Origin of the sequence: Actinomadura sp. WAC 06369 (assembly GCF_003947565.1) — a bacterium.
Classification (GTDB): Bacteria; Actinomycetota; Actinomycetes; order Streptosporangiales; family Streptosporangiaceae; genus Spirillospora; species Spirillospora rifamycini.
In genome coordinates, this window is sequence record NZ_QHJN01000084.1 from 1 (window position 1) to 22,268 (window position 22,268).

19 protein-coding genes and 2 riboswitches are annotated in these 22,268 nt (G+C 72.3%); of the genes, 11 read left to right on the plus strand and 8 right to left on the minus strand.

What is annotated here, in order from left to right:
- Positions 1-23: 23 nt before the first annotated feature.
- Positions 24-1,172, minus strand: coding sequence for a cysteine desulfurase family protein (locus DMH08_RS22330; protein ID WP_125617480.1), 1,149 nt, complete (start codon positions 1,170-1,172; stop codon positions 24-26).
- A 163-nt stretch (positions 1,173-1,335) separates the two neighbouring features.
- Here DMH08_RS22330 and ctaC point away from each other — a divergent pair, with 163 nt between their 5' ends.
- The 4 genes from ctaC (at position 1,336) to DMH08_RS22350 (ending at position 5,630) form a co-directional block, all read left to right on the plus strand.
- Positions 1,336-2,136, plus strand: coding sequence for an aa3-type cytochrome oxidase subunit II (ctaC, locus tag DMH08_RS22335; RefSeq protein WP_051301516.1), 801 nt, complete (start codon positions 1,336-1,338; stop codon positions 2,134-2,136).
- On the plus strand, positions 2,133-3,821 hold the full coding sequence (gene ctaD, locus DMH08_RS22340; RefSeq protein ID WP_026405704.1) for an aa3-type cytochrome oxidase subunit I: 1,689 nt from the start codon (positions 2,133-2,135) through the stop codon (positions 3,819-3,821). Before ctaC ends, ctaD begins: the two co-directional genes overlap by 4 nt.
- Positions 3,822-3,824: 3 nt before the next feature.
- The gene (locus tag DMH08_RS22345; protein WP_026405705.1) at positions 3,825-4,235 is read left to right on the plus strand and encodes a cytochrome c oxidase subunit 4; all 411 of its coding nucleotides are present in this window, start codon (positions 3,825-3,827) and stop codon (positions 4,233-4,235) included.
- 135 nt (positions 4,236-4,370) lie between these two features.
- Positions 4,371-5,630, plus strand: a complete 1,260-nt coding sequence (locus DMH08_RS22350; protein WP_233617738.1) for a L,D-transpeptidase — start codon at positions 4,371-4,373, stop codon at positions 5,628-5,630.
- A 5-nt stretch (positions 5,631-5,635) separates the two neighbouring features.
- Here DMH08_RS22350 and DMH08_RS22355 read toward each other — a convergent pair whose 3' ends face one another.
- From DMH08_RS22355 to DMH08_RS22375, 5 genes are all read right to left on the minus strand, one after another.
- Positions 5,636-7,039, minus strand: a complete 1,404-nt coding sequence (locus DMH08_RS22355) for a M48 family metallopeptidase (protein WP_125617484.1) — start codon at positions 7,037-7,039, stop codon at positions 5,636-5,638.
- Positions 7,036-8,331, minus strand: coding sequence for a hypothetical protein (locus tag DMH08_RS22360; RefSeq protein ID WP_125617486.1), 1,296 nt, complete (start codon positions 8,329-8,331; stop codon positions 7,036-7,038). The genes DMH08_RS22355 and DMH08_RS22360 overlap by 4 nt, the downstream gene beginning before the upstream one ends.
- A gap of 83 nt (positions 8,332-8,414) precedes the next feature.
- Positions 8,415-9,317 (minus strand): CHAP domain-containing protein, encoded by a 903-nt coding sequence (locus DMH08_RS22365; protein WP_051301518.1) that lies wholly within the window; start codon positions 9,315-9,317, stop codon positions 8,415-8,417.
- Positions 9,318-9,328: 11 nt separating this feature from the next.
- A riboswitch (cyclic di-AMP (ydaO/yuaA leader) is annotated at positions 9,329-9,457 on the minus strand.
- Between the two features lie 238 nt (positions 9,458-9,695).
- Positions 9,696-9,886: riboswitch (cyclic di-AMP (ydaO/yuaA leader) on the minus strand.
- A gap of 483 nt (positions 9,887-10,369) precedes the next feature.
- Positions 10,370-11,413: a C40 family peptidase gene (locus tag DMH08_RS22370; RefSeq protein ID WP_233617739.1), complete on the minus strand. Its 1,044-nt coding sequence runs from the start codon at positions 11,411-11,413 to the stop codon at positions 10,370-10,372.
- 188 nt (positions 11,414-11,601) lie between these two features.
- Positions 11,602-12,867: an NYN domain-containing protein gene (locus DMH08_RS22375; RefSeq protein WP_233617740.1), complete on the minus strand. Its 1,266-nt coding sequence runs from the start codon at positions 12,865-12,867 to the stop codon at positions 11,602-11,604.
- 236 nt (positions 12,868-13,103) lie between these two features.
- On the opposite strand from DMH08_RS22375, the gene DMH08_RS22380 reads away from it, so the two are divergent.
- From DMH08_RS22380 to DMH08_RS22390, 3 genes are all read left to right on the plus strand, one after another.
- Positions 13,104-14,948: a DEDD exonuclease domain-containing protein gene (locus tag DMH08_RS22380; protein ID WP_125617488.1), complete on the plus strand. Its 1,845-nt coding sequence runs from the start codon at positions 13,104-13,106 to the stop codon at positions 14,946-14,948.
- A gap of 40 nt (positions 14,949-14,988) precedes the next feature.
- Positions 14,989-15,735 (plus strand): rhomboid family intramembrane serine protease, encoded by a 747-nt coding sequence (locus DMH08_RS22385; protein WP_026405709.1) that lies wholly within the window; start codon positions 14,989-14,991, stop codon positions 15,733-15,735.
- 88 nt (positions 15,736-15,823) lie between these two features.
- Entirely contained in the window at positions 15,824-16,111 is a 288-nt protein-coding gene (locus DMH08_RS22390) for an Lrp/AsnC family transcriptional regulator (RefSeq protein WP_026405710.1), read from the plus strand.
- A 68-nt stretch (positions 16,112-16,179) separates the two neighbouring features.
- Here DMH08_RS22390 and trpD read toward each other — a convergent pair whose 3' ends face one another.
- Both trpD and DMH08_RS22400 read right to left on the minus strand, forming a co-directional pair.
- Positions 16,180-17,229, minus strand: a complete 1,050-nt coding sequence (gene trpD, locus DMH08_RS22395; RefSeq protein ID WP_125617489.1) for an anthranilate phosphoribosyltransferase — start codon at positions 17,227-17,229, stop codon at positions 16,180-16,182.
- Between the two features lie 99 nt (positions 17,230-17,328).
- On the minus strand, positions 17,329-17,751 hold the full coding sequence (locus DMH08_RS22400) for a response regulator transcription factor (protein ID WP_026405712.1): 423 nt from the start codon (positions 17,749-17,751) through the stop codon (positions 17,329-17,331).
- A 136-nt stretch (positions 17,752-17,887) separates the two neighbouring features.
- Here DMH08_RS22400 and ctaE point away from each other — a divergent pair, with 136 nt between their 5' ends.
- Genes ctaE through qcrB form a run of 4 tightly spaced genes read left to right on the plus strand, consistent with a single transcriptional unit; the run spans position 17,888 to position 22,259 of the window.
- Positions 17,888-18,544 carry an aa3-type cytochrome oxidase subunit III gene (gene ctaE / locus DMH08_RS22405; RefSeq protein ID WP_325052939.1) on the plus strand — a complete coding sequence of 219 codons (657 nt, stop codon included), beginning with the start codon at positions 17,888-17,890 and terminating at the stop codon, positions 18,542-18,544.
- A gap of 51 nt (positions 18,545-18,595) precedes the next feature.
- Positions 18,596-19,510, plus strand: a complete 915-nt coding sequence (gene qcrC / locus DMH08_RS22410) for a cytochrome bc1 complex diheme cytochrome c subunit (protein WP_026405714.1) — start codon at positions 18,596-18,598, stop codon at positions 19,508-19,510.
- The gene (gene qcrA / locus DMH08_RS22415) at positions 19,507-20,622 is read left to right on the plus strand and encodes a cytochrome bc1 complex Rieske iron-sulfur subunit (protein WP_125617492.1); all 1,116 of its coding nucleotides are present in this window, start codon (positions 19,507-19,509) and stop codon (positions 20,620-20,622) included. The genes qcrC and qcrA overlap by 4 nt, the downstream gene beginning before the upstream one ends.
- Entirely contained in the window at positions 20,619-22,259 is a 1,641-nt protein-coding gene (qcrB, locus tag DMH08_RS22420) for a cytochrome bc1 complex cytochrome b subunit (protein WP_026405716.1), read from the plus strand. Before qcrA ends, qcrB begins: the two co-directional genes overlap by 4 nt.
- The last annotated feature ends 9 nt before the right edge of the window (positions 22,260-22,268 follow it).

A 22,268-nucleotide genomic window follows, 5' to 3' on the forward strand; every position in this document is an offset into this window, starting at 1 on the left:
GGGGGAAGGAGTCGCGGGGCGGGTCACGGCAGCGTCACTCCCAGGTCGCCGCGGAGCCGGGCGACGGTGCCGGGGAGCACCGACAGGAAGCGCTCGACGTCCGCCGCCTCGACGTCACGGGGCAGCGACACCCGCACGTTCCCATGGGTCAGCACTCCCATCGCCTCCAGCACATGACTGGGACGCAGCGTATCCGCCGTGCACGAGCTCCCCGACGAAACCGCGAAACCCAGCCGGTCCAGTTCGGTGAGCAGCGCCTCGCCCTCCACGTACAGGCAGGAGAAAGTGACCAGGTGGGGCAGCCGCCGGACCGGGTCGCCGACCACCTCGACGTCCGGGACGGTCCGCGCGACCTCGGCCCGGATCCGCTCCACGAGCGCCGACAGCCGCGCCGCGTCCGCCGCCATGTCCACGTGCCGCGCCTTCAGCGCCGCGGCGGCGGCGACCGCCCCGGGCACGTTCTCGAACCCCGGGACGCGGCGCGCCCCGCGCTCGTCGTCCGGCAGCGGGGAGCGCCACCGCGTCCCCTTGCGGATCACGAGCACCCCAACCCCGGCGGGCCCGCCCCACTTGTGCGCGCTGCCCGCCAGCAGCGACCAGCCCGGCGGGACGTCCGCGCGCCCGAGCGACTGCGCCGCGTCGGTGCACAGCGGGACGCGCGCCGCCCGGCAGTGCTCGGCGGCCTCGGCGAGCGGCTGCAGCGTGCCGACCTCGTGGTTGGCCGACTGGAGGCACGCCAGCGCGGTGTCCGGGCGCAGCGCCGCCGCGAACTCGGCGGGGTCGACGCGCCCGGCGCGGTCGACGCCGACGACCGTCACCTCGCCGCCGTCCCGCTCGTGCAGTTCGGCGGCGTGCAGGACGCTGGAGTGCTCGACGGCGCTCACCACCAGGTGGGAGCCGACCCGCCGCCGCGCGCGCAGCCCGCCGAGGACGGCCAGGTGGACGGCCTGCGTGCCGGACGACGTGAACGACACCTCGTCGGCCCGGACGCCGAGCACCCCCGCGACACGCGCGCGGGCGCGGTCGAGCAGGATGCGGGTGCCGCGCGCCGTACCGTAGAGACGCGCGGGGTCGGCCCAGGCCGAATCGAGCGCTTCCAGCAGCGCGGCACGCGCCGCGGGGTGCGGCGGTTCGGTGGAGGCGGCGTCGAGGTAGCCGCTGCTTCCGGCCATGGCGGAACACTAACCGGGCACCCGATCGGGGGTGCGCGCGACCCTCGCGCTAGGGTGTCCAACGCACGTGTAACAGCAGATCTACACCGCCCGGCCGACCGGGCTTCATCCGTGGGGAAGGCATTCCGTGAGTCCGACCCGCTCTAGGGAGCGGCGTACGCCTGTGCGCAGTCGCCGCGCAATCACAAGCGCCGGCGCGCTAGGGCTGCTGGCGCTGACCGCCACCGCGTGCAGCGGTGAGGCGGCCCGCCTCGGCATGCCCGAGCCGATCAGCATCCAGGGCGAACGCATGCTGAGGCTCTGGCAGGGCTCCTGGATCGCGGCGTTCGCCGTCGGGGCCGTGGTCTGGGGCCTGATCATCTGGGCTGTGGTGTTCCACCGCAAGCGTTCCGACGACCTGCCGCCGCAGGTCCGCTACAACATGCCGATCGAGATCCTCTACACGGCGGTCCCGTTCGTCATCATCGCGGTCCTGTTCTACTTCACGGCGCGCGATCAGAACTTCGTCGAGAAGACCACCGACGATCCGGACGTCGTCGTCGACGTCACGGCGTTCCAGTGGAGCTGGCAGTTCGACTACGTCGAGAACGGGAAGAGCGTCGCCACCGTGGTCGGCCAGCCGGTCGCCCCGAACGGCCCGGCGCCCGCCAAGCCCGTCATGACGGTCCCGGCGAACGAGAAGATCCGCGTCCGGCTGCACGCCAACGACGTCATCCACTCGTTCTGGGTCCCGGCGATGATCTACAAGAAGGACGTCATGCCGGGCTACACCAACGAGTTCGAGTTCACCGCGAACAAGCTCGGCACCTATGAGGGCCGCTGCGCCGAACTCTGCGGTGTCGACCACAGCCGGATGCTGTTCCAGCTCAAGGTCGTCACGCCGGAGCAGTACGACAAGTTCATCGCCGACGCCAAGGCCAAGAAGCAGGCCGCGTCGACCCAAGCCGCGGGGGGTGCCAATTGACGACGATCAGCAAGGCACCGAGCGCGCCGGTCTCCGCGTCGCGGACGAGCAAGGGGCGGATCATCGCCTCGTGGATGTCGTCCACCGACCACAAGACGATCGGCTACCTCTACCTGATCACGTCGTTCTTCATGTTCCTGATCGGCGGCGTGCTCGCCCTGGTCATGCGCGCCGAGCTGTACAAGCCGGGGCTCCAGGTCGTCAGCAACGAGCAGTTCAACCAGCTGTTCACCATGCATGGCACGATCATGCTGCTGATGTTCGCGACACCGCTGTTCGCCGGCTTCGCCAACGTGGTGATGCCGCTGCAGATCGGCGCGCCGGACGTCGCGTTCCCGCGCATGAACATGCTGGCGTACTGGCTGTTCCTGTTCGGCAGCCTGATCGTCCTCGCGGGGTTCCTGACCCCGAACGGCGCCGCCAGCTTCGGCTGGTTCGCCTACGCCCCGCTGTCGAACGCGGTCCGCTCGCCGGGCATCGGCGGCGACATGTGGGTGCTCGGCCTGGCGATGTCGGGCTTCGGCACCATCATGGGCGCGGTCAACTTCATCACCACGATCCTGTGCATGCGCGCGCCGGGCATGACCATGTTCCGGATGCCGATCTTCACCTGGAACGTCCTGCTGACCTCCATCCTGGTCCTGCTCGCGTTCCCGGTGCTGGCCGCCGCGCTGCTCGCCCTGGAGGCCGACCGGAAGTTCGGCGCGCACGTGTTCGACGCGTCGCACGGCGGTGCGCTGCTGTGGCAGCACCTCTTCTGGTTCTTCGGGCATCCAGAGGTGTACATCATCGCCTTGCCCTTCTTCGGGATCGTGACGGAGATCCTCCCGGTGTTCAGCCGTAAGCCGGTCTTCGGCTACATCGGCCTGGTGTTCGCCACCATCAGCATCGCGGGCCTTTCCATCACGGTCTGGGCGCACCACATGTACGTGACCGGCCAGGTGCTCCTGCCGTTCTTCTCCTTCATGACGTTCCTCATCGCCGTGCCGACAGGCGTGAAGTTCTTCAACTGGATCGGAACGATATGGAGAGGCCAACTAACGTTCGAGTCACCGATGCTGTGGTCTCTCGGCTTCCTCGTCACGTTCCTGTTCGGCGGCCTGACCGGCGTCATCCTCGCGTCGCCGCCGATGGACTTCCAGCTGTCCGACTCCTACTTCGTGGTGGCGCACTTCCACTACGTCGTGTTCGGCACCGTGGTGTTCGCGATGTTCGCGGGCTTCTACTTCTGGTGGCCGAAGTGGACCGGCAAGATGCTGAACGACCGCCTCGGCAAGGTGCACTTCTGGCTGCTGTTCATCGGCTTCCACGGCACCTTCCTGGTCCAGCACTGGCTGGGCGCCGCGGGCATGCCCCGCCGGTACGCCGACTACGCGGCCGAGTTCGAGGGACTGAACGTGGTCTCGACGATCTTCTCGTTCATCCTCGGCGCCTCGCTGCTCCCGTTCTTCTACAACGTCTACATCACGTGGAAGAAGGGCAAGCGCGTCGAGGTGGACGACCCGTGGGGCTACGGCGCGTCCCTGGAGTGGGCGACGTCGTGCCCGCCGCCGCGGCACAACTTCAACTCGATCCCGAAGATCCGGTCCGAGCGGCCCGCGTTCGACCTGCACCACCCGCATGTGGGCGCGAAGGGCGAACTGGCCGGCGCGTCCGGCGGCTCGGCCGTCTCGAAGGGAGACTGACCGATGCGCGTTCAGGCGTTCATGTTCTACGGATGCGCCATCTTCTTCCTCATCACCGACGTCGTGTACTGGTACTGGTCGAACGACTGGACGGGGACGACCGCGCTCGCGCTGTCCGTCGGCCTCGCCGGCCTGATCGGCTTCTACATCCACTTCACGGTGCGGCGCCTCGAGCGGGCCAACGCGGGCCCGCTGTACGAGGACGACCCGGAGGGTGAGATCGCGGACGCGGCCGGCGAGCTGGGCTTCTTCAGCCCGCACAGCTGGTGGCCGCTGTACATCGGCCTCTCGGCCGCGGCGATCACGCTGGGCCTGGTGTTCGGCTGGTGGCTCGTGATCATCGGTACGGTCGCCATCCTCATGTCGGTGATCGGCCTGGTCTTCGAGTACTACCGGGGTCATTTCGCCCACTGATCGGTAAAAACCGCCCATGAAGGGCCGGTATCCGGAATTTCCCGGGTACCGGCCCTTTCACATACTGGGCGTCGCTCCAGCGACCGGGCCGGAGCGGACGAAATGGGCGCCCAGGGACGACCGGGGGGTCCACCAGTGCGGTTTCGTTGCTCAGGACCGAGGGACCGGGGACGGCGGGCCGTCGCGCTGCTCGTCGGCGTCGGCGCGGCGGCGGCCGCGGGATGCACGGCCCAGGACGAGACGACGGCGCGGTCCGTCGAGCTCACGGTGTCGCCGCGCCAGGGCGGGACGGTGGCGCCGGACGCGCCGATCGCCGTCCGGGCGGAGCGCGGCACGATCGCCGACGTGAAGGTGACGACCGGCGGGACGGCCGTCGACGGGAGCCTGACCGAGGACGGGACGGCGTGGCGGTCCCGCTGGGCGCTCATGCCCGGGAAGACGTACACGGTCGCCGCCACGGCGCTCGGCGAGGACGGGCGGAGCCGGACGGTGCGGAGCGAGTTCACCACCGCGGCGGCGGAGAAGACGAACCCGATGACGCTCGGGGCGCCGTTCGACGGGGAGACCGTCGGCGTCGGCATCCCGATCATCATGAACTTCGAGGAGCCGGTCGAGAACAAGGCCGCGGTCGAGCGGGCGCTGGTGGTGCGCGCGAGCAAGCCCGTCGAGGGCGCCTGGCACTGGGTCGACGACGAGCAGGTCGTCTTCCGGCCGAAGCAGTACTGGCCCGCGCAGACCAAGGTGACGTTCCAGGCGCACCTGGCCGGGGTGAGCACGAGCAAGGGCGTCTACGGCGGCAAGAACCAGCGCATCGCCTTCACCGTCGGGGACTCCCAGGTCAGCACCGCCGACGAGGACTCCCACAAGATGGTCGTGAAGGTCAACGGCAAGAAGGTGCGCACGATCCCGACCAGCATGGGCGACGGGTCGGAGCGCAGGTTCACCACCACCAACGGCATCCACCTGGCGATGCAGAAGGACGACCCCGTCACGATGACGTCCTCGTGGATGGGGATCGCACCGGGCAGCGCGGGCGGGTACAGCCTCGTCGTGGACGACGCCGTGCGCATCTCCGACAGCGGCGAGTACGTGCACAGCGCGCCCTGGTCCGTCGGCAGCCAGGGGAGCTCGAACGTCAGCCACGGCTGCATCAACGTGAGCCCGTCCAACGCCGAGTGGTTCTACGAGATGACGATGCGCGGCGACCCGATCGTTGTCACCGGCACCGACCGGGAGCTGGAGCCCTACAACGGGTGGAGCTACTGGCAGATGGACTGGAAGAAGTGGGTGAAGGGCGGCGCGCTGAAGCGGTCCGTGAAGATCGGGCCGAACGCCGATCCGGCGAACCTGGCGGCGCAGGCCGACCGGCCCGCCGGGCAGCCGGCCGGGAGCTGACCGGGTCAGCCGCCGGACCGCGGCGGCGGGACCCGGACGCCGTGCAGGCGCGCCCAGTCGCGCGCCATCGCGATCCGCTCGGGTCCCGCCGGGTGCGACATCCACAGGAACCGCTCGACGGGGTTCGGGCTCAGGTCGGAGATGTTGCGCACCGTCAGCTCGTGCTGCATCGACACGAACGTCGCCGGGTCCCGGGTGAGGTCGAGGGCGTGGACGTCCGCCCGCGCCTCGATCCGGCGGCTGACGAGGTTCTGCACGGGGGCGGCGAGCTGCATCGCGACCGCCAGCAGCGCCACGACGAGCGCGACCGACCGCGGGTCCGCGGCCCCGCCGCCCCGCGCGGCGGCGCCCGCGGTGGCGTCGGCGCCGGTGCTCTCGTCCGCGCCGGTGGCCGCTTCGGGGGCGCTTCCGCCGCGCGGGACGACCCCGGCGCGGCGCAGCAGCCGCGGCGACGTCATCAGCGGGTACAGCAGGCACACGCCGCCCGCGACGGCGAGCGCCCCCACGAGCGTCCCCCACAGCACGTCCCCGTCGTCGGCGTGGCCGAGCTCGTGCCCGACGATGGACTCCACCCGCTCCGGCGGCGACTCCAGCAGCGTGTCGTACAGGACGATCCGGCGCGTCGAGCCGAACCCGGACACGTAGGCGTTCAGCGAGGTCGTCCGGCGGGACGCGTCCGCGACGAGGACGTCCTCGACCGGGACGCCGTCGCGTTCGGCCATCGCCAGCAGGTCGGTGCGCAGCCGCCCCTCGGGCAGCGAGTGGAACCGGTTGAAGACCGGCTCCACCACCACCGGGTACGCGAACGACGCCGCGACGACGAGCGTGAAGCCGCCGGCGGCGGCGCCCGTCCACCAGTAGCGGGGGAAGCGGCGCACCGCCGCGTACAGGAGCAGCAGTACGAGGCCGTAGACGACCCACGTGAGGCCGAGCGACTTCAGCTCGTCCGCGAACCACGCGGGCCAGCTCTGCGTGGAGAGCCCGTAGTCGCGCAGCACCGTCTCGCCCCAGACGTCGAACGGCAGTCCGGCGAGCCACAGCAGCGTCGTCACCGCCGCGGCGGCGACGAGGACGCGCAGCGGGCGGCGCGGCACGCGCGCCGTCGCGAACCGGATGAGCCGCGCGCCCAGCGGCGTCAGGCCGAGCAGGAGCACCACCGCGAGCCCGGCGGCGAGCCCCGCGTACGCGGGCGGGTTGAGCGCGGAGTCGAACGCGGCGCTGCGGGCGATCTCGGCGGGGGAGTGGTCCGCGGCCGGGTCGGGGGCCGTGCGGCCGCCGGGGACCGGGCCGGGCAGCGGGTTCCACGGGGTGGTCAGCGCCAGGACGGTCCCGACCGCGGCGAACAGCGCGGCGGCGGCGACGGTCGCGGCGATCCGGGGGCGCCGCAGCCGCCCGTCCTGCTGGCTCACGTGAGCTCCTTCGTCAGGTAGGCGCGCCACCGCGCGGTGAAGCGGTCCGGGGCGAGGCCCAGCTCCTCGCGCAGCGCGGTCTCCAGGGGGGTGCGCCCGGCGGCCCGGTAGAGCCGGACGAGCGTCGCCTCACCGTACCGCTCCGCGATCATCCGGCAGGCGAGCCAGGACTCCTGGTACGCCTGCGACAGCCGCCGCGCGTCGCCGGCGAAGTCGTCCGGCGCGGGCAGTCCCGCGGGGACCCGCCCGGCCGCCACCTCGCGGCGCAGCTCGGCGGCGGCGTCGCGGACGCCGATGCCCGCGCCGCGGTACCCGACGTAGTCGGCGAACCCCTCGATGAGCCACAGCGGGGTCGTGTCGTCGCGGGCGCCGCCGGTCGCGACGTGGGTCAGCTCGTGCGTGAGGACGACCCGGCGGCCGAGGTCGTTGAGGCGGCCGAACGGCGCGGGCGAGACGACGACGCGGTCCCGCCCGCCCTTCCCGCCGGGGCCGGGGGTGACGGCGGCGAGGGCGGCGAACGACGCGACGTCCGTCCCCGGCCCGGCGAGCTCCGCGGCCAGGGCGGGGTCGGCGGGCGCGAGCGCCACCGCGCGGCGCGCCCAGCCGGTGCCGACGACGTCGGTGACGGCCGGCACCGCGGCGTCGAGCAGCGCGGCGAGGCCGTCCAGCCCGGTCGTGTCGCCGATGACGAGGCTCGCGGCGCCCGCGGCGACGGCGAGCGGCCCGGCGTCCCAGATCGCGGCGTCGTCGGCGAACCCGCGGGCCGAGCCGTCGCCGGTCACGGCCCACGCGCCGGAGCGCGGCGCGAACGTCAGCTGGCGGACGCGCGCGGCGTCGCCGTCGTCGAAGCCGCGGAACCGGTAGCGGGTCTCGACGCGGACGACCACCGCGTCGCCGTCCTCGTCGAGGCGGGGGTCGACGACCTCCTCGCGCCAGCGGCCGAGCGGGAGCCGGCGCAGGTTGTCGAAGCGGCGCGCCTCCGCGTCGCGGAACCCTTCGGGCGCGGCGGCGACGGTCGCGAGGAACGCGGCGCGGTCGCCGGTCCGGACCGCCTCGGCGCGGCGGGCGAGGACGGCCGCGGCCCGCGCGGGCTCGAACGGGCCCGCCGCCCGCGCCGTGTCGCCCGTCCGGTCCGCGGTCCGGCCGGGGGCTGGGCCGGCCGCGCCGGAGCGGGCGCCGAGCAGGCCCGCGCCGCCCGCCGCGAGCAGCGCGGCCCCGCCCGCGCCGAGGGCGAGAACCCTGCGGCGCGAGACGGGGCCGCGCGCGCCGTCCGGGGCGGGGTCGTCCTTCATGGGCGCGATCCTATGCACCCGGACCTGTGCCCCCGGACGCATGTACCCGGAGGACCCGCCCGGACGGTGTCAATCCGGTCGTGTCACTTCTCGGCGTACTCGGGGTAGCCGTAGCCGACGATGGTCGAGGTCGAGCGCTCGCGGATCTTGACGGCGCTGTCGGTGTTGCCCTCCACCGTCTTGACGGTGCCGTCGTCGATCTTCTCGATCACCATGCCGACGTGGTCGATGGCGTCGATGGAGCTGCTGCCGCCCCAGTCGAAGAAGACGATGGCGCCCGGTTCGGGCTCGGTGCCCCAGCGGCCCTCGTCCTTGAACCACTGCGCGTGCGTGACGGTGTAGGCGTCGTGCCCGAACTGGTCGTCGGCCCCGATCTGGGAGCCGATCCACGAGATGAACATGCTGCACCAGGCGGCGTCGCTGTAGCCGGCGAGGGAACCGCCGTCCCGCTCGACCGTCTTCTTGGACCGTTCCGATTCGACGTACCAGTCGTTGAACTTCGTCTCGCCGTTGGCGTCCTCCTTGATGCCCACCTGCTTCTCCGCCATCGCGATGGCGTCCTGCGCGGTGGGCTTGCTCTTCTTCTTCTCCTCCGACCCGCCGTCCCCGGACGCGCCGGACCCGGCGTCGCCGGAGCCGCCGCCGGACCCGGAGCCGGAACCGGCGCCCGCGTCGTCTCCGCCGGGCTCCCCGGCGTCGTCGGACGCCGCGGAGCCGCCGGAGCCCCGGTCGCCGCCGTCCTGCACGACCGCGAACTCGGCCGCGGTCTTGGCGGTTCCGGAGTCGAACTGCAGGACCGACGCCTGCGCGGTCGCCGCGGCGGTGCCGAGGACGGCCGCGCCGACGACGACGCCGCCGGTGGTGCGCCACGAGAGGGGAATGGCGCTCCACGACCGGGGGGACCTCCGCAGGGCGGAGGGGAGGGGGTTGGAAAGGGGGAACGGGCCGGGCGTGCGTCGCCTGGCGGCCCGGTGCTTGCCTGCCACGGGGATTGCTCCTTGGCTTCCATTCCGCCTACCGGGTTAGCTGACGGGTTCGGGCGTGGAAGCCGCCCTACGGCCTGGGGGCAGGCCGATTCACCCCGAAAGAACTGGTGGGTCCCCGGCTCCGCGGGCGGCCGTGCGCGGCCGCGGCGGACTCGGCGGCGGCGCGCCCGGGGGCGGGCGCGCCGGTGCGGATGGTCGGCCTCCCGGGGCGCGGTGCCCGCGGGGAGGCGGAGGGCGCGGCCGCCGGTCGGCCGGCGGCCGCGCCCTGGAATGCCGTTTCGGCTAGATGGTCCTCACATGTCCGTCAAAGGGCATGCGGGACGCGTCGAGAATCGTCTCCCGACGAATTTCTGAGGGGATGTCGGACAGAATTCACACTCCGTTTCTTCCAGACGCCTACCGGGTTAGCTGACGGGTTCGGGCGGGAAGTGGCCCTACGGCCGTCCGCTGGACGTGTCCAGGGGACGGACCGATTCACCCCGGCGTCGGAATGCCCGTCCGGAACGGTCCGGACTCCGACGCGAATGGGTCCCCGGCTCCGCGCGAGGCGGATTCGGCGTGCCGCTGCGATCGAGCGGCGCTGCTGTTGTGATGACGGCGGGCCCTGTCCAGGGGAACCGCCCGGGCCGTGCCCTCACCTCGTGGAACGCTGACAGCTCCATGCACGCTGCCGCGTGCGCACGGGGCGGGTGGCCGGCCTGGTCTCGCGGAGGCGGGGCCTCGGCGGGACCGCCGCGGCACCGTCGCGGTGCCGCGGGCGGCACGGGGGACGTGCCGCCGGGGGGAGGCGACACGTGGGGCGTGCCGCCGGAAGGGGGGAGACGGCGCGTGGGGCGCGCCGCCCGTCGCACGACCACTGGATGTGCCGTGCGGGCCGCGGCGTCTGGAGGGCGCCGCGAGTGAGGACAACGTACCAAAGCTTCAAGCGGAGGCAAATCCCCACTAAAACGACAACGGACCAGGTAGGACCTGGTCCGTCGTCTCCGGCGCCCGCTCCGGGACCTCGGCCGAGGCCCGCGTCGCGGGGCGCTCCTGGCACCCGGGGGTGTGTGTCAGGGGCGCCCGGCGCCGTAGTAGTTGTTCAGGTAGTAACCCGAGGTGATGCTCACGACCTCGACGTTCTTGCCGGTACGCGGCGCGTGGATCATCTGGCCGTTGCCGACGTACATGCCCACGTGCCCGAGGCCGCTGAAGAACACCAGGTCGCCGGGCTGCAGGTCGCTCTTCGCGACCCGCTTGGTGGCGGCCCACTGCGAGTTCGTGGTGCGCGTGATGCTCACGCCCGCCGCGCCCCACGCCTTCATGGTGAGACCGGAGCAGTCGTAGGTGCTCGGGCCCTCGGCGCCGTACTCGTACGGCTTGCCGAGCTGGGCGTAGGCGAAGTCGAGCGCCGTGCCCGCAGCGCCGCTGGCGGGACCGTTGTAGGTACCGCCGACGCTGCCCGAACCGCTCGAGGAGGAGGTCGTGCCGCCGAGGCGGCGGACAAGCTTCTGCTGCTTGTCGATCTCCTTCTCGACCTTGGCCTTCTGCTTCTTGATCTCGTCGGACTTGGCCTTGACCTCCTCGTAGGCGGTCTTGGCCGCCGCCTGCTCCCGGCGGAGCCGCTGAGCGGTGGCGATGAACTGCGTGAGCTCGGAGCTGCGCTCGCGCGACAGCAGCGAGAAGACCGCGGACTGGTCGAGGATCGCCTGCGGGTCGTCGCTGCTGGCGAAGCTCGCCACGTTCGTGGCGTCGTCGCCGCCCTTCTTGTAGGCGTTGGCGGCCATCTGGGCGACGGTCCGGCGCTGCTCCTCGAACTTCGCCTGCTCTTCGGTCGCGCTCTTGTTCGCCGCCTGGTACTTCTTCTTGGCGATCTTGAGCTTCTCACCGATGTCGTTGTACTTCTCGACGTACTGGTCGACCTTCTTGTTCAGTTCGTCGAGCTTCTCCTGCGCCTCCGCGGCCGTGGGCTGCGGGTCGGCGTGCGCCGCCACCGGGGCGGACACCAGCGAGGTCGTCACGGCGAGGCAGGCGGCGACCGCCAGCCCGCGAAACGCTCTCGCCGTCCCGAGCCCGCCCTTGCGGCGCGTGGGCTCCCCGATGTGATCATCGGTCACGGTCGAAATCAGCCCCTCTCGTCGACGACACAATCAGCCGACGACAGTAGCGAGGCCCCACACCGCTCACAACCGGTTCATCACTATTTGCTTGCCTTCTCCGCCGAACACCCACTTTTGGTCACCACAAGATCACACAACGCCGGAGGCGGCGGCGTCCCGGCCCGCGGGCCTGGGAGATTTCTCACTCAGGAACGGCCGAGCCGCCGCAGCAGAAGCGTCGACGGGCAGGGCCGCGCATTCGCCCGCCGCGCCGCGTCGGCCACCTCGCGGTCCGACGAGACCACCACCACGGCCCGGCCCGGCGGCTCCGCCCGCACCAGCTCGCCGATCAGCTCGTCGGCCGTCTGCCCCGGGCTGCTGAACTTCACCCGGACGCCGCGCGGCGCGGCGATCGCCACCGGCCCGTCCAGCTCGGCGCCGTCGAACACGCACGTCACCTCGGCGCGGGTCTGCGCCGCGAGCCCGCCGAGCCCCGACACCAGCCGGCTGCGCTGGTCGGCCAGCGGCAGCTCCCCGTACCCCGTCTTCGTGACGTTGTAGCCGTCCACCACCAGATGCACCTGCGGCAGCGTCAGCAACCGGTCCAGCAACTGCGGGTCGCTGTCCGACAGCGCCCGCCCCGGCAGCGTCCGGTGCGTCAGGGTGTCCGGCTCCATGCCGCCGACCGCGTCCGCCGGCCGCCCGATGGTGGACGGCAGCGCCAGCTCCCGCCGGACGCCCTGCGCCGCGTCCTGCAGCGCGTCGAGCAGCATCCGCAGCCGGACGTCGTCCACGTTGCGGCCCTCGCGGGCGGCGCGCTTCGCCGCCTCCGCCGCCGCCTCCGCCCGCTCCGCCCGCGACCGCAGCTTGCGCAGCTCCTTGTCGGACGCCGCCGCGCGCTCCCGCGCGGCCGTCAGCTCCCGCTCCGCGTCGGCGGTCACCTCGGCGGCGTGCTCCTGCGCGGCCCGCGCCTTCGCGCGCGCGTCGTGCAGCTTGCGGCGCAGCTCCGCGACCTCCGCCTTCGCCCCGCGCAGCTCCGCCCGCAGCTTGTCGAGCTCCCCGGAACGGGCCGTCCGGGCCGCCGCGACCTCCTCCTTCAGCGCGGCGACGCGCCGCTCGGCGTCCTGCTCCTGCGACGCCGTCGCGGACCGCTCCAACTCCTCCCGCGCCGCCTCGACGAGCGCCGTCCAGCCGGGCGGCCGCAGCAGGTACCCCAGCATCGCCACCCGCACCGGGTCGGCGGCGGGCGGGACGTCGCCGCCCTCGACCGCCTCGGCCAGCTCGGGCTGCGCCGCGCGCAGCGGCCCCGCGACGCTCGCCCGGAAGCCGGCGTCCTTCTCCAGCAGCGCCGCGATGTGCTGCCCGGCGAGCTTGGCGCGCTTGCGGCGCTCGAACCGCGCGAACCGGCGCAGCGGCATCGGAACCTCACCGGGCGGCAGCGCACCGAGCAGGTCGGCGGCCGTCTCCACCACGCCGTGCCGCACCGCCTCGGGCAGCGGCCGCTCCAGCCGCTCTTCGGGCCCGCTGTCGATGATCCCGCTCCTTCCGGGGTTCCGCCGGTGCGCTCTCCGGGAAAGACAGGTCTTCCCGGGCGCCCCGCACCCTAACCGGCGTCCCCCCGTCCGGCCGACCCCGCCACCCTAGCGGCACGGTCGCCCCCGGGTGGCGTCCTCGGTGACTGTCGGTGGCGTCCTCTACGGTCGCCGTCATGACGACTGCGCACGGGAACGATGTGCCGGACGTCGGGGTCCAGGGCACCCTGGACGACCTCGGGACGCCCCTGGCCGAGGTGACCTTCGTCGTGGTCGACCTCGAGACCACGGGCGGTTCCGCGGCCGACTCGGCCATCACCGAGATCGGCGCCGTGAAGGTGCGCGGCGGCGAACCGCTCGGCGAGTTCGGCACGCTGGTCGACCCCGGCGGCCCGGTCCCCCCGTTCATCACCGCCCTGACGGGCATCACCACCGCGATGGTGACGGCCGCGCCCAAGATGGACTCGGTGCTGCCCGCGTTCCTGGAGTTCGCGCAGGGCGCCGTCCTCGTCGCGCACAACGCGCCCTTCGACATCGGGTTCCTCAAGGCGGCGTGCGCCGCGCAGGGGCGCGCCTGGCCCGCCTTCCCCGTCGTCGACACCGTCGACCTCGCGCGCCGCGTCCTGTCCCGCGACGAGGTGCCCAACTGCAAGCTCGGCACGCTCGCCCGGTTCTTCCGCACCGCCACCGAGCCGACGCACCGCGCGCTCGCCGACGCCCGCGCCACCGTCGAGGTGCTGCACGGCCTCATCGAGCGGCTCGGCTCCTTCGGCGTCACCTCGCTGGAGGACATGCGCGGCTTCGCCAAGGCGCCCACCCCCGAGCAGCGCCGCAAGCGCCACCTCGCCGACGGCGTGCCGAGCGCCCCCGGCGTCTACCTCTTCGAGGACGGCTCCGGCGAGGTGCTGTACGTCGGCAAGAGCGGCGACCTGCGCTCCCGCGTGCGCAGCTACTTCACCGGCTCGGAGACCCGCCGCCGCGCCCGCGAGATGGTCGGCCTCGCCGAGAACGTCCGGACGATCCCGTGCGCCACCGGGCTGGAGGCCGAGGTCCGGGAGCTGCGGCTCATCGCCGAGCACAAGCCCCGCTACAACAAGCGGTCGAAGTTCCCCGAGCGGGCCATCTGGCTCAAGCTCACCGACGAGCCGTTCCCCCGGCTGTCCATCGTCCGCGAGTGCCGCGACGACGGCGCCTGCTACCTCGGCCCCGTCCCGTCCCGCCACCAGGCCGAAGAGGCGCGCGCCGCACTGCACGAGGCCGTCCCGCTGCGGCAGTGCACCCAGCGGCTCACCCCGCGCCTCATCGACGCCGGACGGGCCCGCTCCTGCGCCCTCGCCGAGCTGGGCCGCTGCGGCGCCCCCTGCGAGGGGCGCGAGTCCGCCGCCGACTACGCCGCCCACGCCGACACCGCCCGCGCCGTCATGCGCGGCGACGTCCGCCCGGTGGTCGCCGCCGCGCGGGTCCGCATCGACCGGCTCGCCGCCGAGCTGCGCTACGAGGAGGCCGCCGCGCAGCGCGACCGGCTGCACGCGTTCGTCCGGGCCGCCGCCCGCGGGCAGCGGCTCGCCGCGCTCGCCGGCCTGCCCGAGCTCGTCGCGGCCCGGCCCGCGTTCGACGGCGGCTGGGAGCTGTCGGTCGTCCGGTACGGGCGGCTCGCCGCCGCCGGAACGGTGCCGCCGCAGGCCCGCCCCCGCCCCTACGTCGACGCGCTCATCGCCACCGCCGAGACGGTGTTCCCGCCGTCCGGCGGCGCGCCCGGCGGCGTCGCGCTCGGCGCGCCGCCGTCCACCGGCGCCACCGCCGAGGAGATGGAGTGCGTGCTGCGCTGGCTCGACCGGCCCGGCGTCCGCCTGGTCGAGGTCGGCGGGACGTGGACGTGCCCGGCGCACGGCGCCGAGGGGCAGCGCGAACGCCTCGACCGCGTCGTGAGCGAACGGACCGTCCGCGACCGCGCGTACGGCGACCACGCCCCCGGCGCGCTCGCGCCCGCGCCCCGGCGCCCCCCGCGCCGACCCCGCTAGAGTGACGTGATCGTCCGTACCCCGGGGGGACCACCCGCACATGGCACTGCCGCTCTACGACAGCCAGCCCGCGCGCCGCGTGCCCTGGGTGACGTACGTGCTGGTCGCGGCCAACGTCGTGGTCTTCCTGCTCACCCCCATGTCGAACTTCGCCACCTGGTACGGCGACGGCGAGGTCCGCGAGTGCAACGCCGCGCACTTCAGCTACGAGTACGGGGCGGTGCCGAAGGAGCTGACGACGGGGGAGCGGCAGCCGCTGCCGACGGACGTCCGGTACGAGTGCGGCCCCTCCGACCACGGCAAGATCCCCTGGACGTCGGCGTTCACCTCGATGTTCGTCCACTCGGACGCGCTGCACCTGCTCGGCAACGTCGTCGCGCTGTTCGTCATCGGGATGGGCCTGGAGGACCGCCTCGGACGGTGGCGGTACCTCGCCGCCTACCTGGTGTTCGGGCTCGCCGCCGTCTACGGCTTCGCCTACACCTCGCCGGACTCGACGGTGCCGCTCATCGGCGCGTCCGGCGCCATCGCCGGGGTGATGGGCGCCTACGTCATCCTCAACCCGCGGGGCCGCGTCGTCACCTGGGTGCTGCCCGTCATCGTGATGCGGCTGCCGGTGTGGGTCGTGCTCGGCTACTGGTTCGTCATGCAGTGGCTCTCGCTCGGCCAGGAGAGCAACGTCGCGTACGCCGCGCACATCTGCGGGTTCGTCGCGGGGGCGCTGTTCGCCGTCCTCGCGCGCCGCGCGGGCCCCGCCCGCCGGTTCGCCGCGCTGAGCCGCGGCTGACGGCCGCTCCGGCGCCGCCTCCGGCGCCGCGTCCGGCCGGCGGAACGTCCCGATAGAGTCGGGTCGTCACGCAACAGGGGAGGGTGCAGTGGTCACTGCGATCGTGTTCGTCAAGGCCGACGTCGCGCGCATCCACGAGGTGGCCGAGGCGATCGCCGCGCTGGACGGCGTCAGCGAGGTCTACTCCGTCACCGGGGACAGCGACCTCATGGCGATGGTCCGGGTCCGGCGGCACGAGGAGCTGAACGACGTCATCCCCGGGCGGCTCAACAAGGTCCCCGGCGTCGTCGGCACCGAGACGCACATCGCGTTCCGCACCTACTCCAAGCACGACATCGAGGCCGCGTTCTCCCTCGGCCTGCCCGACGCAGACTGACCCGACCGACGCCGGACGCGCAGGGCCCGGCCCGCCCGGAGGCGGGCCGGACGGCTCGGTCGTACCGCTCAGCCGCGCAGGCCCTGCGACACCTCGACCCAGCGCTCCAGCAGCTCGTTCGCCGCGCCCGAGTCGATCGCGCGCCCGGCCCGCTCGTACGCGGCGCCGAGCGCCCCGGTCAGCTCGTCGGCGGGCGGCGCGCCGTCGTAGGCCGTCATCAGCGCGGCCGCGTTCAGCAGCACCATGTCGCGGACCGGGCCGGCCGCGCCCGCGAACAGGTCCCGGGCGACGCGCCCGTTGAACGCCGCGTCGGCGCCGCGCAGGTCGTCCGGCACGGCGCGCGGGATGCCGAGGTCGGCCGGGTCGAACGTCGTCTCGGTCGCCGTGCCGTCGCGGACGACCCACACCGTCGAGGTGCCCGTGGTGGTCAGCTCGTCCAGGCCGTCGTCGCCGCGGAACACCAGCGAGGAGCAGCCGCGCGCCGCGAACACGCCCGCGATGACGCCCGCCATCCGCGGGTGGAACACCCCGACGGCCTGCGCGGTCGGCCGCGCCGGGTTCGTCAGCGGGCCGAGGAAGTTGAACACCGTGGGGGTGCCGAGCTCGCTGCGCGTCCGTCCGGCGTACTTCAGCGCGGGGTGGAACCGGGGCGCGAAGCAGAAGGTGATGCCGGTCTCCTCGACCACCCGGGCGGTGGCCCCGGGGGACAGGTCGATGGCGACGCCGAGGTGCTCCAGCAGGTCCGCGGACCCGCACGACGACGACGCCGCCCGGTTGCCGTGCTTGACGACGGTGACGCCCGCCGCCGCCGCGACCACCGCCGCCATCGTGGACACGTTCACCGTGTGGGCGCGGTCGCCGCCGGTCCCGACCAGGTCGGCGATGGGGCCCGGCACGTGGATCGGCGTGGCGTTGTCCATCATGCCCTCGGCGAGCCCGGCGACCTCCGCGACGGTCTCGCCCTTGGCGCGCATCGCGACGGCGAAGCCCGCGATCTGCGCGTCGGTGGCCTCCCCGGCCATGATCGTGTTCATGGCCCAGGACGTCTCCTCGCTCGTCAGCGACTCGCCGTCGAGCAGCGCGTTGAGCAGAGCGGGCCAGGTCGTGCGCGCGTCCATGTCTCCCCAGGGTGAGGTCGGTCACCGGGGGGATCGCGGTGCGGCTCCCGGCCGGGGTGTCGGGCCGGGGCTTCGCCCCGCCTCCCCGGCGAGCTGGTGTTACAGGGCCGGAAGGCGGTTCTCGAGGCGCCAGCGCATGAGGCCGGCGAGCGCGTTCGCCAGGGCCATCGGGTCCAGCGGCAGGCTCACGACGGCGTCGGCGCGCGACCAGGTCGCGAGCCAGCCATCGTCCCGCCGGGCGATGATCGCCAGGACCGGAGGGCAGTCGAAGACCTCGTCCTTGGCCTGGCGGCACACGCCGAGCCCGCCCGCGGGCTGCGCCTCGCCGTCCACCACGAGGACGTCGATGCCGCCCTCGTCGAGCCGCCGCACCACGGCGGGCTGGGTCGCGCACTCGACGAACTCGACCCGCGGCACGTCCGCGGCGGGGCGGCGCCCGATCGCCGTCCGGATCTGGGCGCGGGTGTTCGCGTCGTCGCTGTAGACGAGAACCTTCATCGGGCTCTCCGGGGCGGTGCTCATGTCGACGAAGGGTACCCGCTCCGGGGCGCGCGCACGAGATCCCGGGCCGGTTTTCGGCGGTCGGACGGCCTCCCCGAACACGCCCGGGAACTCTAGGAGGGGGGTCATGCGTCACTCACGGGATGGGGGCGCAATAATGCTGCCCGTGACAGCATCCGCGATAGAGACAACACCTCACGCACGGGCGAACCGTCCCAATCTGGTCAGCGTGGGGACGATCGTTTGGCTGTCGTCCGAGCTGATGTTCTTCGCGGCGCTGTTCGCGATGTTCTTCACGATCCGCTCCGTGACGATCGGCCAGTCCGGGGAGGACGCCTGGCCGGGCGCCCATCTCAGCCTGCCGCTGGCGTCGATCAACACGACCATCCTGGTTCTGTCGTCCGTGACGTGCCAGATGGGCGTGTTCAAGGCGGAGGCCGGGAAGGTCGGCCGCGACGGCAGCCTCCTGAACTTCCGGCGCTGGGGCCTGCGCGAGTGGTACGTCCTCTCGTTCCTCATGGGCGCCTACTTCGTCGCCGGACAGGCATACGAGTACTACGAGCTCGTGGTGCACGAGGGACTGACGCTTTCGTCCTCCGCCTACGGGTCGGTCTTCTACCTGACCACCGGCTTCCACGGGTTGCACGTCACCGGCGGCCTCATCGCGTTCCTGTTCGTCCTCGGACGGACGTACGCCGCGAAGAGATGGACGCACGAGCAGGCCACCAGCGCGATCGTCGTGTCCTACTACTGGCACTTCGTCGACGTCGTGTGGATCGGCCTGTTCGCCGCGATCTACCTGCTCGACCTGTGACGACCCGACCCGACTGACCTACCAGACGACATGACCCGAACGGGGATTTCCGTGAAAAGGTTCACCGCATGGCGACGGCGCCCGTGGGCGGGCTACGCCGTCGTGCTGGCGGCCCTGGCGGCGATCGGCGTCATCTACGCCGGCTTCTCGCCGCAGACCGAGCGCGCCCAGGCGGCGGCGGGCAAGGCCCAGACCGCCGAGGACATCGAGCATGGCCAGCAGCTGTTCAACAAGAACTGCGCGAGCTGCCATGGGCTCAACGGCGAGGGCACCAAGGACGCCGAGGGCAACTGGATCGCTCCCAGCCTCATCGGGGTCGGCGCGGCTTCCGTCGACTTCCAGGTCAGCACGGGCCGCATGCCCGCGATGAACCCTGGGGCGCAGATCCCGCGCAAGGACCCGATCCCCGTGTTCGACACGACGATCTCGACGGACTACGAGGATCCGAAGGAGCGCGAGGAAGCCGAGAAGCGCAAGGCCGAAGCGGAGGACAACCTCCACGACCTGATCGCCTACGTCGACTCCCTGGGCGGCGGCCCGCCGATCCCGCCGGAGTCGGTCACCGACCCCGAGGGCGGTGACGCCGCGCTCGGCGGCAAGCTGTTCCGCACCAACTGCGCCCAGTGCCACAACTTCACCGGTCAGGGCGGCGCCCTCACCGGCGGGAAGTACGCGCCGCCGCTCTCCAAGAGCGACGTCACGCCCACGCAGATCTACGAGGCCATGCTGACCGGTCCGCAGGCGATGCCGGTGTTCAACGACACCACGCTCTCGCCGAAGGACAAGCAGGCCATCATCGCCTACCTGGTCGAGACCCGTGAGGAGCCGAACCCCGGTGGCTGGGGCCTCGGCCGCATGGGCCCGGTGAGCGAGGGCGTGGCCGGCTGGCTGTTCGGCATCGGCTTCCTGGTGCTGTCGGCCATGTGGATCACCGCGAAGAAGCCGAAGAAGCTGAAGAAGTCATGAGCGACGACAACAAGGAGACCGCGGGCTCCCCGAGCCCGCGCGAGGCCGGCGGGCCGCGCGAACGCGTGATCGGCACGCCGTCCCCGGCGAGGGACAAGGCGCTCCTCGCCGAGGACGACATCTCCGCGCCCGCGGGCAGCGGAGAGCAGCTGGACGAGCAGTCGGCCAGGCGCGCGGAGCGCGTCGTCGCCCTGCTCTTCCTGCTGGCGTTCGCGGCGAGCGTCGCCTTCATCGCGTACTACATCGGCTGGAGCGGCCGCGACGGCGGGATGCACGGCATCCTGCGCGCCCAGGAGTCGAACTTCTGGCTGGGCGGCACGATGGCCGCCGCGTTCCTGCTGATGGCGGCGGGCGTCACCCTCTGGGTGCGCCGCCTGATGACCAGCAAGCCGATCACGCAGGAGCGGCACGAGCTGGTCAGCGACGCGGAGACGCGCGCGGCGTTCACCCAGGACTTCCTGGAGGGCGCCGCCGACAGCGGCATCACCAAGCGGCCGCTGCTGCGCCGGACGCTGCTGCTGGCCGCCGCGCCGCTGGGTTTGGCCCCGCTGGTGCTGCTGCGCGACCTCGGCCCGCTGCCGGAGAAGCGGCTGCGCCACACGCACTGGGCCGCGGCCGTGGAGAAGGCGAAGCAGGAGGGCAAGAAGGGCGTCCGCCTGGTGGTGGACGGCACCCACAAGCCCCTCAAGGTCAGTGACTTCGCCACGCCCGGCTCGATGATCACGGTGCTGCCCGAGGGCCTCGAGGAGCAGGTCGACGAACACGACGTGCTCACCGAGGTCGCCAAGGCCGTCACCATCCTGATCAACGTGCCGGCGGGCGACTTCAAGCCCGCCGAGGGCCGGGAGAACTGGCACGTCAACGGGATCGTCGCGTACTCGAAGGTCTGCACGCACGTCGGCTGCCCGGCGGCCCTGTACGAGCAGACGACGCACCACATCCTGTGCCCGTGCCACCAGTCGACCTTCGACGCCACGGACGCGGCGAAGGTGGTCTTCGGCCCGGCCGCGCGGCCGCTGCCGCAGCTGCCGCTCAGCGTCGAGGATGGGTACATCATCGCGACGAGCGACTTCCCCGAGCCCGTCGGCCCGAGCTTCTGGGAGCGCGGATGAGCGACACGACGGCTCCGAAGGCGATCGAGGGCTCGCTCGGCTTCATCGACGAGCGCCTCGGCTCGACGAGCTTCTTCAGGCGGAACGTCAAGAAGGTCTTCCCGGACCACTGGTCGTTCATGCTGGGCGAGATCGCCCTGTACTCGTTCATCATCCTGCTGCTGACCGGGACGTTCCTGACGCTCTGGTTCAAGCCGAGCATGGTCGAGGTCGTCTACCACGGCTCGTACGAGCAGCTCCAGGGCGTCAAGATGTCCGAGGCATACGCCTCGACGCTGCACATCAGCTTCGACGTCCGCGGCGGCCTGCTCATGCGGCAGATCCACCACTGGGCCGCGATCCTGTTCATGGCGTCGATCCTGGCGCACATGCTGCGGGTGTTCTTCACGGGTGCGTACCGCAAGCCGCGCGAGCTGAACTGGCTGATCGGCATCACCATGTTCATCCTGGGGATGCTGGAGGGCCTGTTCGGCTACTCGCTGCCGGACGACCTGCTGTCGGGCACCGGTCTGCGGATCACCCAGGGCGTCCTCGAGGCGATCCCGCTGGTCGGCACCTACGGGTACATGTTCCTGTTCGGCGGCGAGTTCCCGGGCACGGACATCGTCCCGCGGCTCTACATGCTGCACATCCTGCTGATCCCGGGCATCATCCTCGCCCTGGTGACCGCGCACATGATGATCATGTGGCACCAGAAGCACACCGCGATGCCGGTCAAGCACCAGACCGAGAAGCAGGTGTACGGCTACCCGTTCTACCCGGTCTTCATGGCCAAGACGGGCGCCTACTTCCTGTTCACGTTCGGTGTGCTGGCGCTGATGGGGGCGTTCTTCCAGATCAACCCGATCTGGCTGTTCGGCCCGTACGACCCGGGGGCGATCTCCGCCGGGTCGCAGCCCGACTGGTACATGGGCGTCCTGGAAGGCTCGCTGCGGCTCATGCCGGGGTGGGAGACCAGCGTGTGGGGCCACACGATCAGCTGGAACGTCCTGATCCCGGCGGCGCTGCCCCTCGGCATCGTGTTCGGCGGCGCGATGGCGTGGCCGTTCATCGAGCAGTGGGTGACCGGCGACCGCCGCAGCCACCACGTGAACGACCGTCCGCGCAACGCCCCGGTCCGCACCGGGATCGGCATGGCGGCCGTCACGTTCTACGGGATGTTCTGGCTGGCCGGCGCGAACGACGTCATCGCGGAGAAGTTCCACGTGTCGCTGTTCGCCACGACGTGGTTCTTCCGGGTCGCGATCTTCGTCGGGCCGGTGCTCGCGTACATCATCACGAAGCGGATCTGCCTCGGCCTGCAGCGCAAGGACGCCGACACCCTCGGGCACGGCGTGGAGAGCGGCATCATCACGATGTCGCCCGAGGGCAAGTTCGCCGAGCGGCACGAGCCCGCCAAGGAGGAGGAGCGCGCCAAGCTCCTCGCCAAGGAGAGCGCCCGTCCGCCGGCGCCGACGAAGGACGCGCAGGGCATTCCCGCGCCGGCCGCCAAGGGGCCGCTCGGGCACCTGCGCGCCCGCCTCAACCGGGCGTGGAACATCGACGACATCCCCGTCGAGGAGCACGGCCACGAGGAGAACGGCCACGGCGGCCACGCCGAGGTCGAGAGCGGCGAGGAGTCCAAGAGCTCCAAGTAGCCGGGCCGC

Excerpts from the sequence above, each read along its gene's own strand:
- DMH08_RS22345 (WP_026405705.1), top strand. The coding sequence starts at position 3,825 with ATGCGCGTTCAGGCGTTCATGTTCTACGGATGCGCCATCTTCTTCCTC.
- DMH08_RS22400 (WP_026405712.1), bottom strand. The coding sequence starts at position 17,751 with ATGAGCACCGCCCCGGAGAGCCCGATGAAGGTTCTCGTCTACAGCGAC.
- qcrA (WP_125617492.1), top strand. The coding sequence starts at position 19,507 with ATGAGCGACGACAACAAGGAGACCGCGGGCTCCCCGAGCCCGCGCGAG.
- qcrB (WP_026405716.1), top strand. The coding sequence starts at position 20,619 with ATGAGCGACACGACGGCTCCGAAGGCGATCGAGGGCTCGCTCGGCTTC.
- ctaE (WP_325052939.1), top strand. The coding sequence starts at position 17,888 with ATGCTGCCCGTGACAGCATCCGCGATAGAGACAACACCTCACGCACGG.
- trpD (WP_125617489.1), bottom strand. The coding sequence starts at position 17,229 with ATGGACGCGCGCACGACCTGGCCCGCTCTGCTCAACGCGCTGCTCGAC.
- DMH08_RS22380 (WP_125617488.1), top strand. The coding sequence starts at position 13,104 with ATGACGACTGCGCACGGGAACGATGTGCCGGACGTCGGGGTCCAGGGC.
- DMH08_RS22330 (WP_125617480.1), bottom strand. The coding sequence starts at position 1,172 with ATGGCCGGAAGCAGCGGCTACCTCGACGCCGCCTCCACCGAACCGCCG.
- DMH08_RS22385 (WP_026405709.1), top strand. The coding sequence starts at position 14,989 with ATGGCACTGCCGCTCTACGACAGCCAGCCCGCGCGCCGCGTGCCCTGG.
- DMH08_RS22360 (WP_125617486.1), bottom strand. The coding sequence starts at position 8,331 with ATGAAGGACGACCCCGCCCCGGACGGCGCGCGCGGCCCCGTCTCGCGC.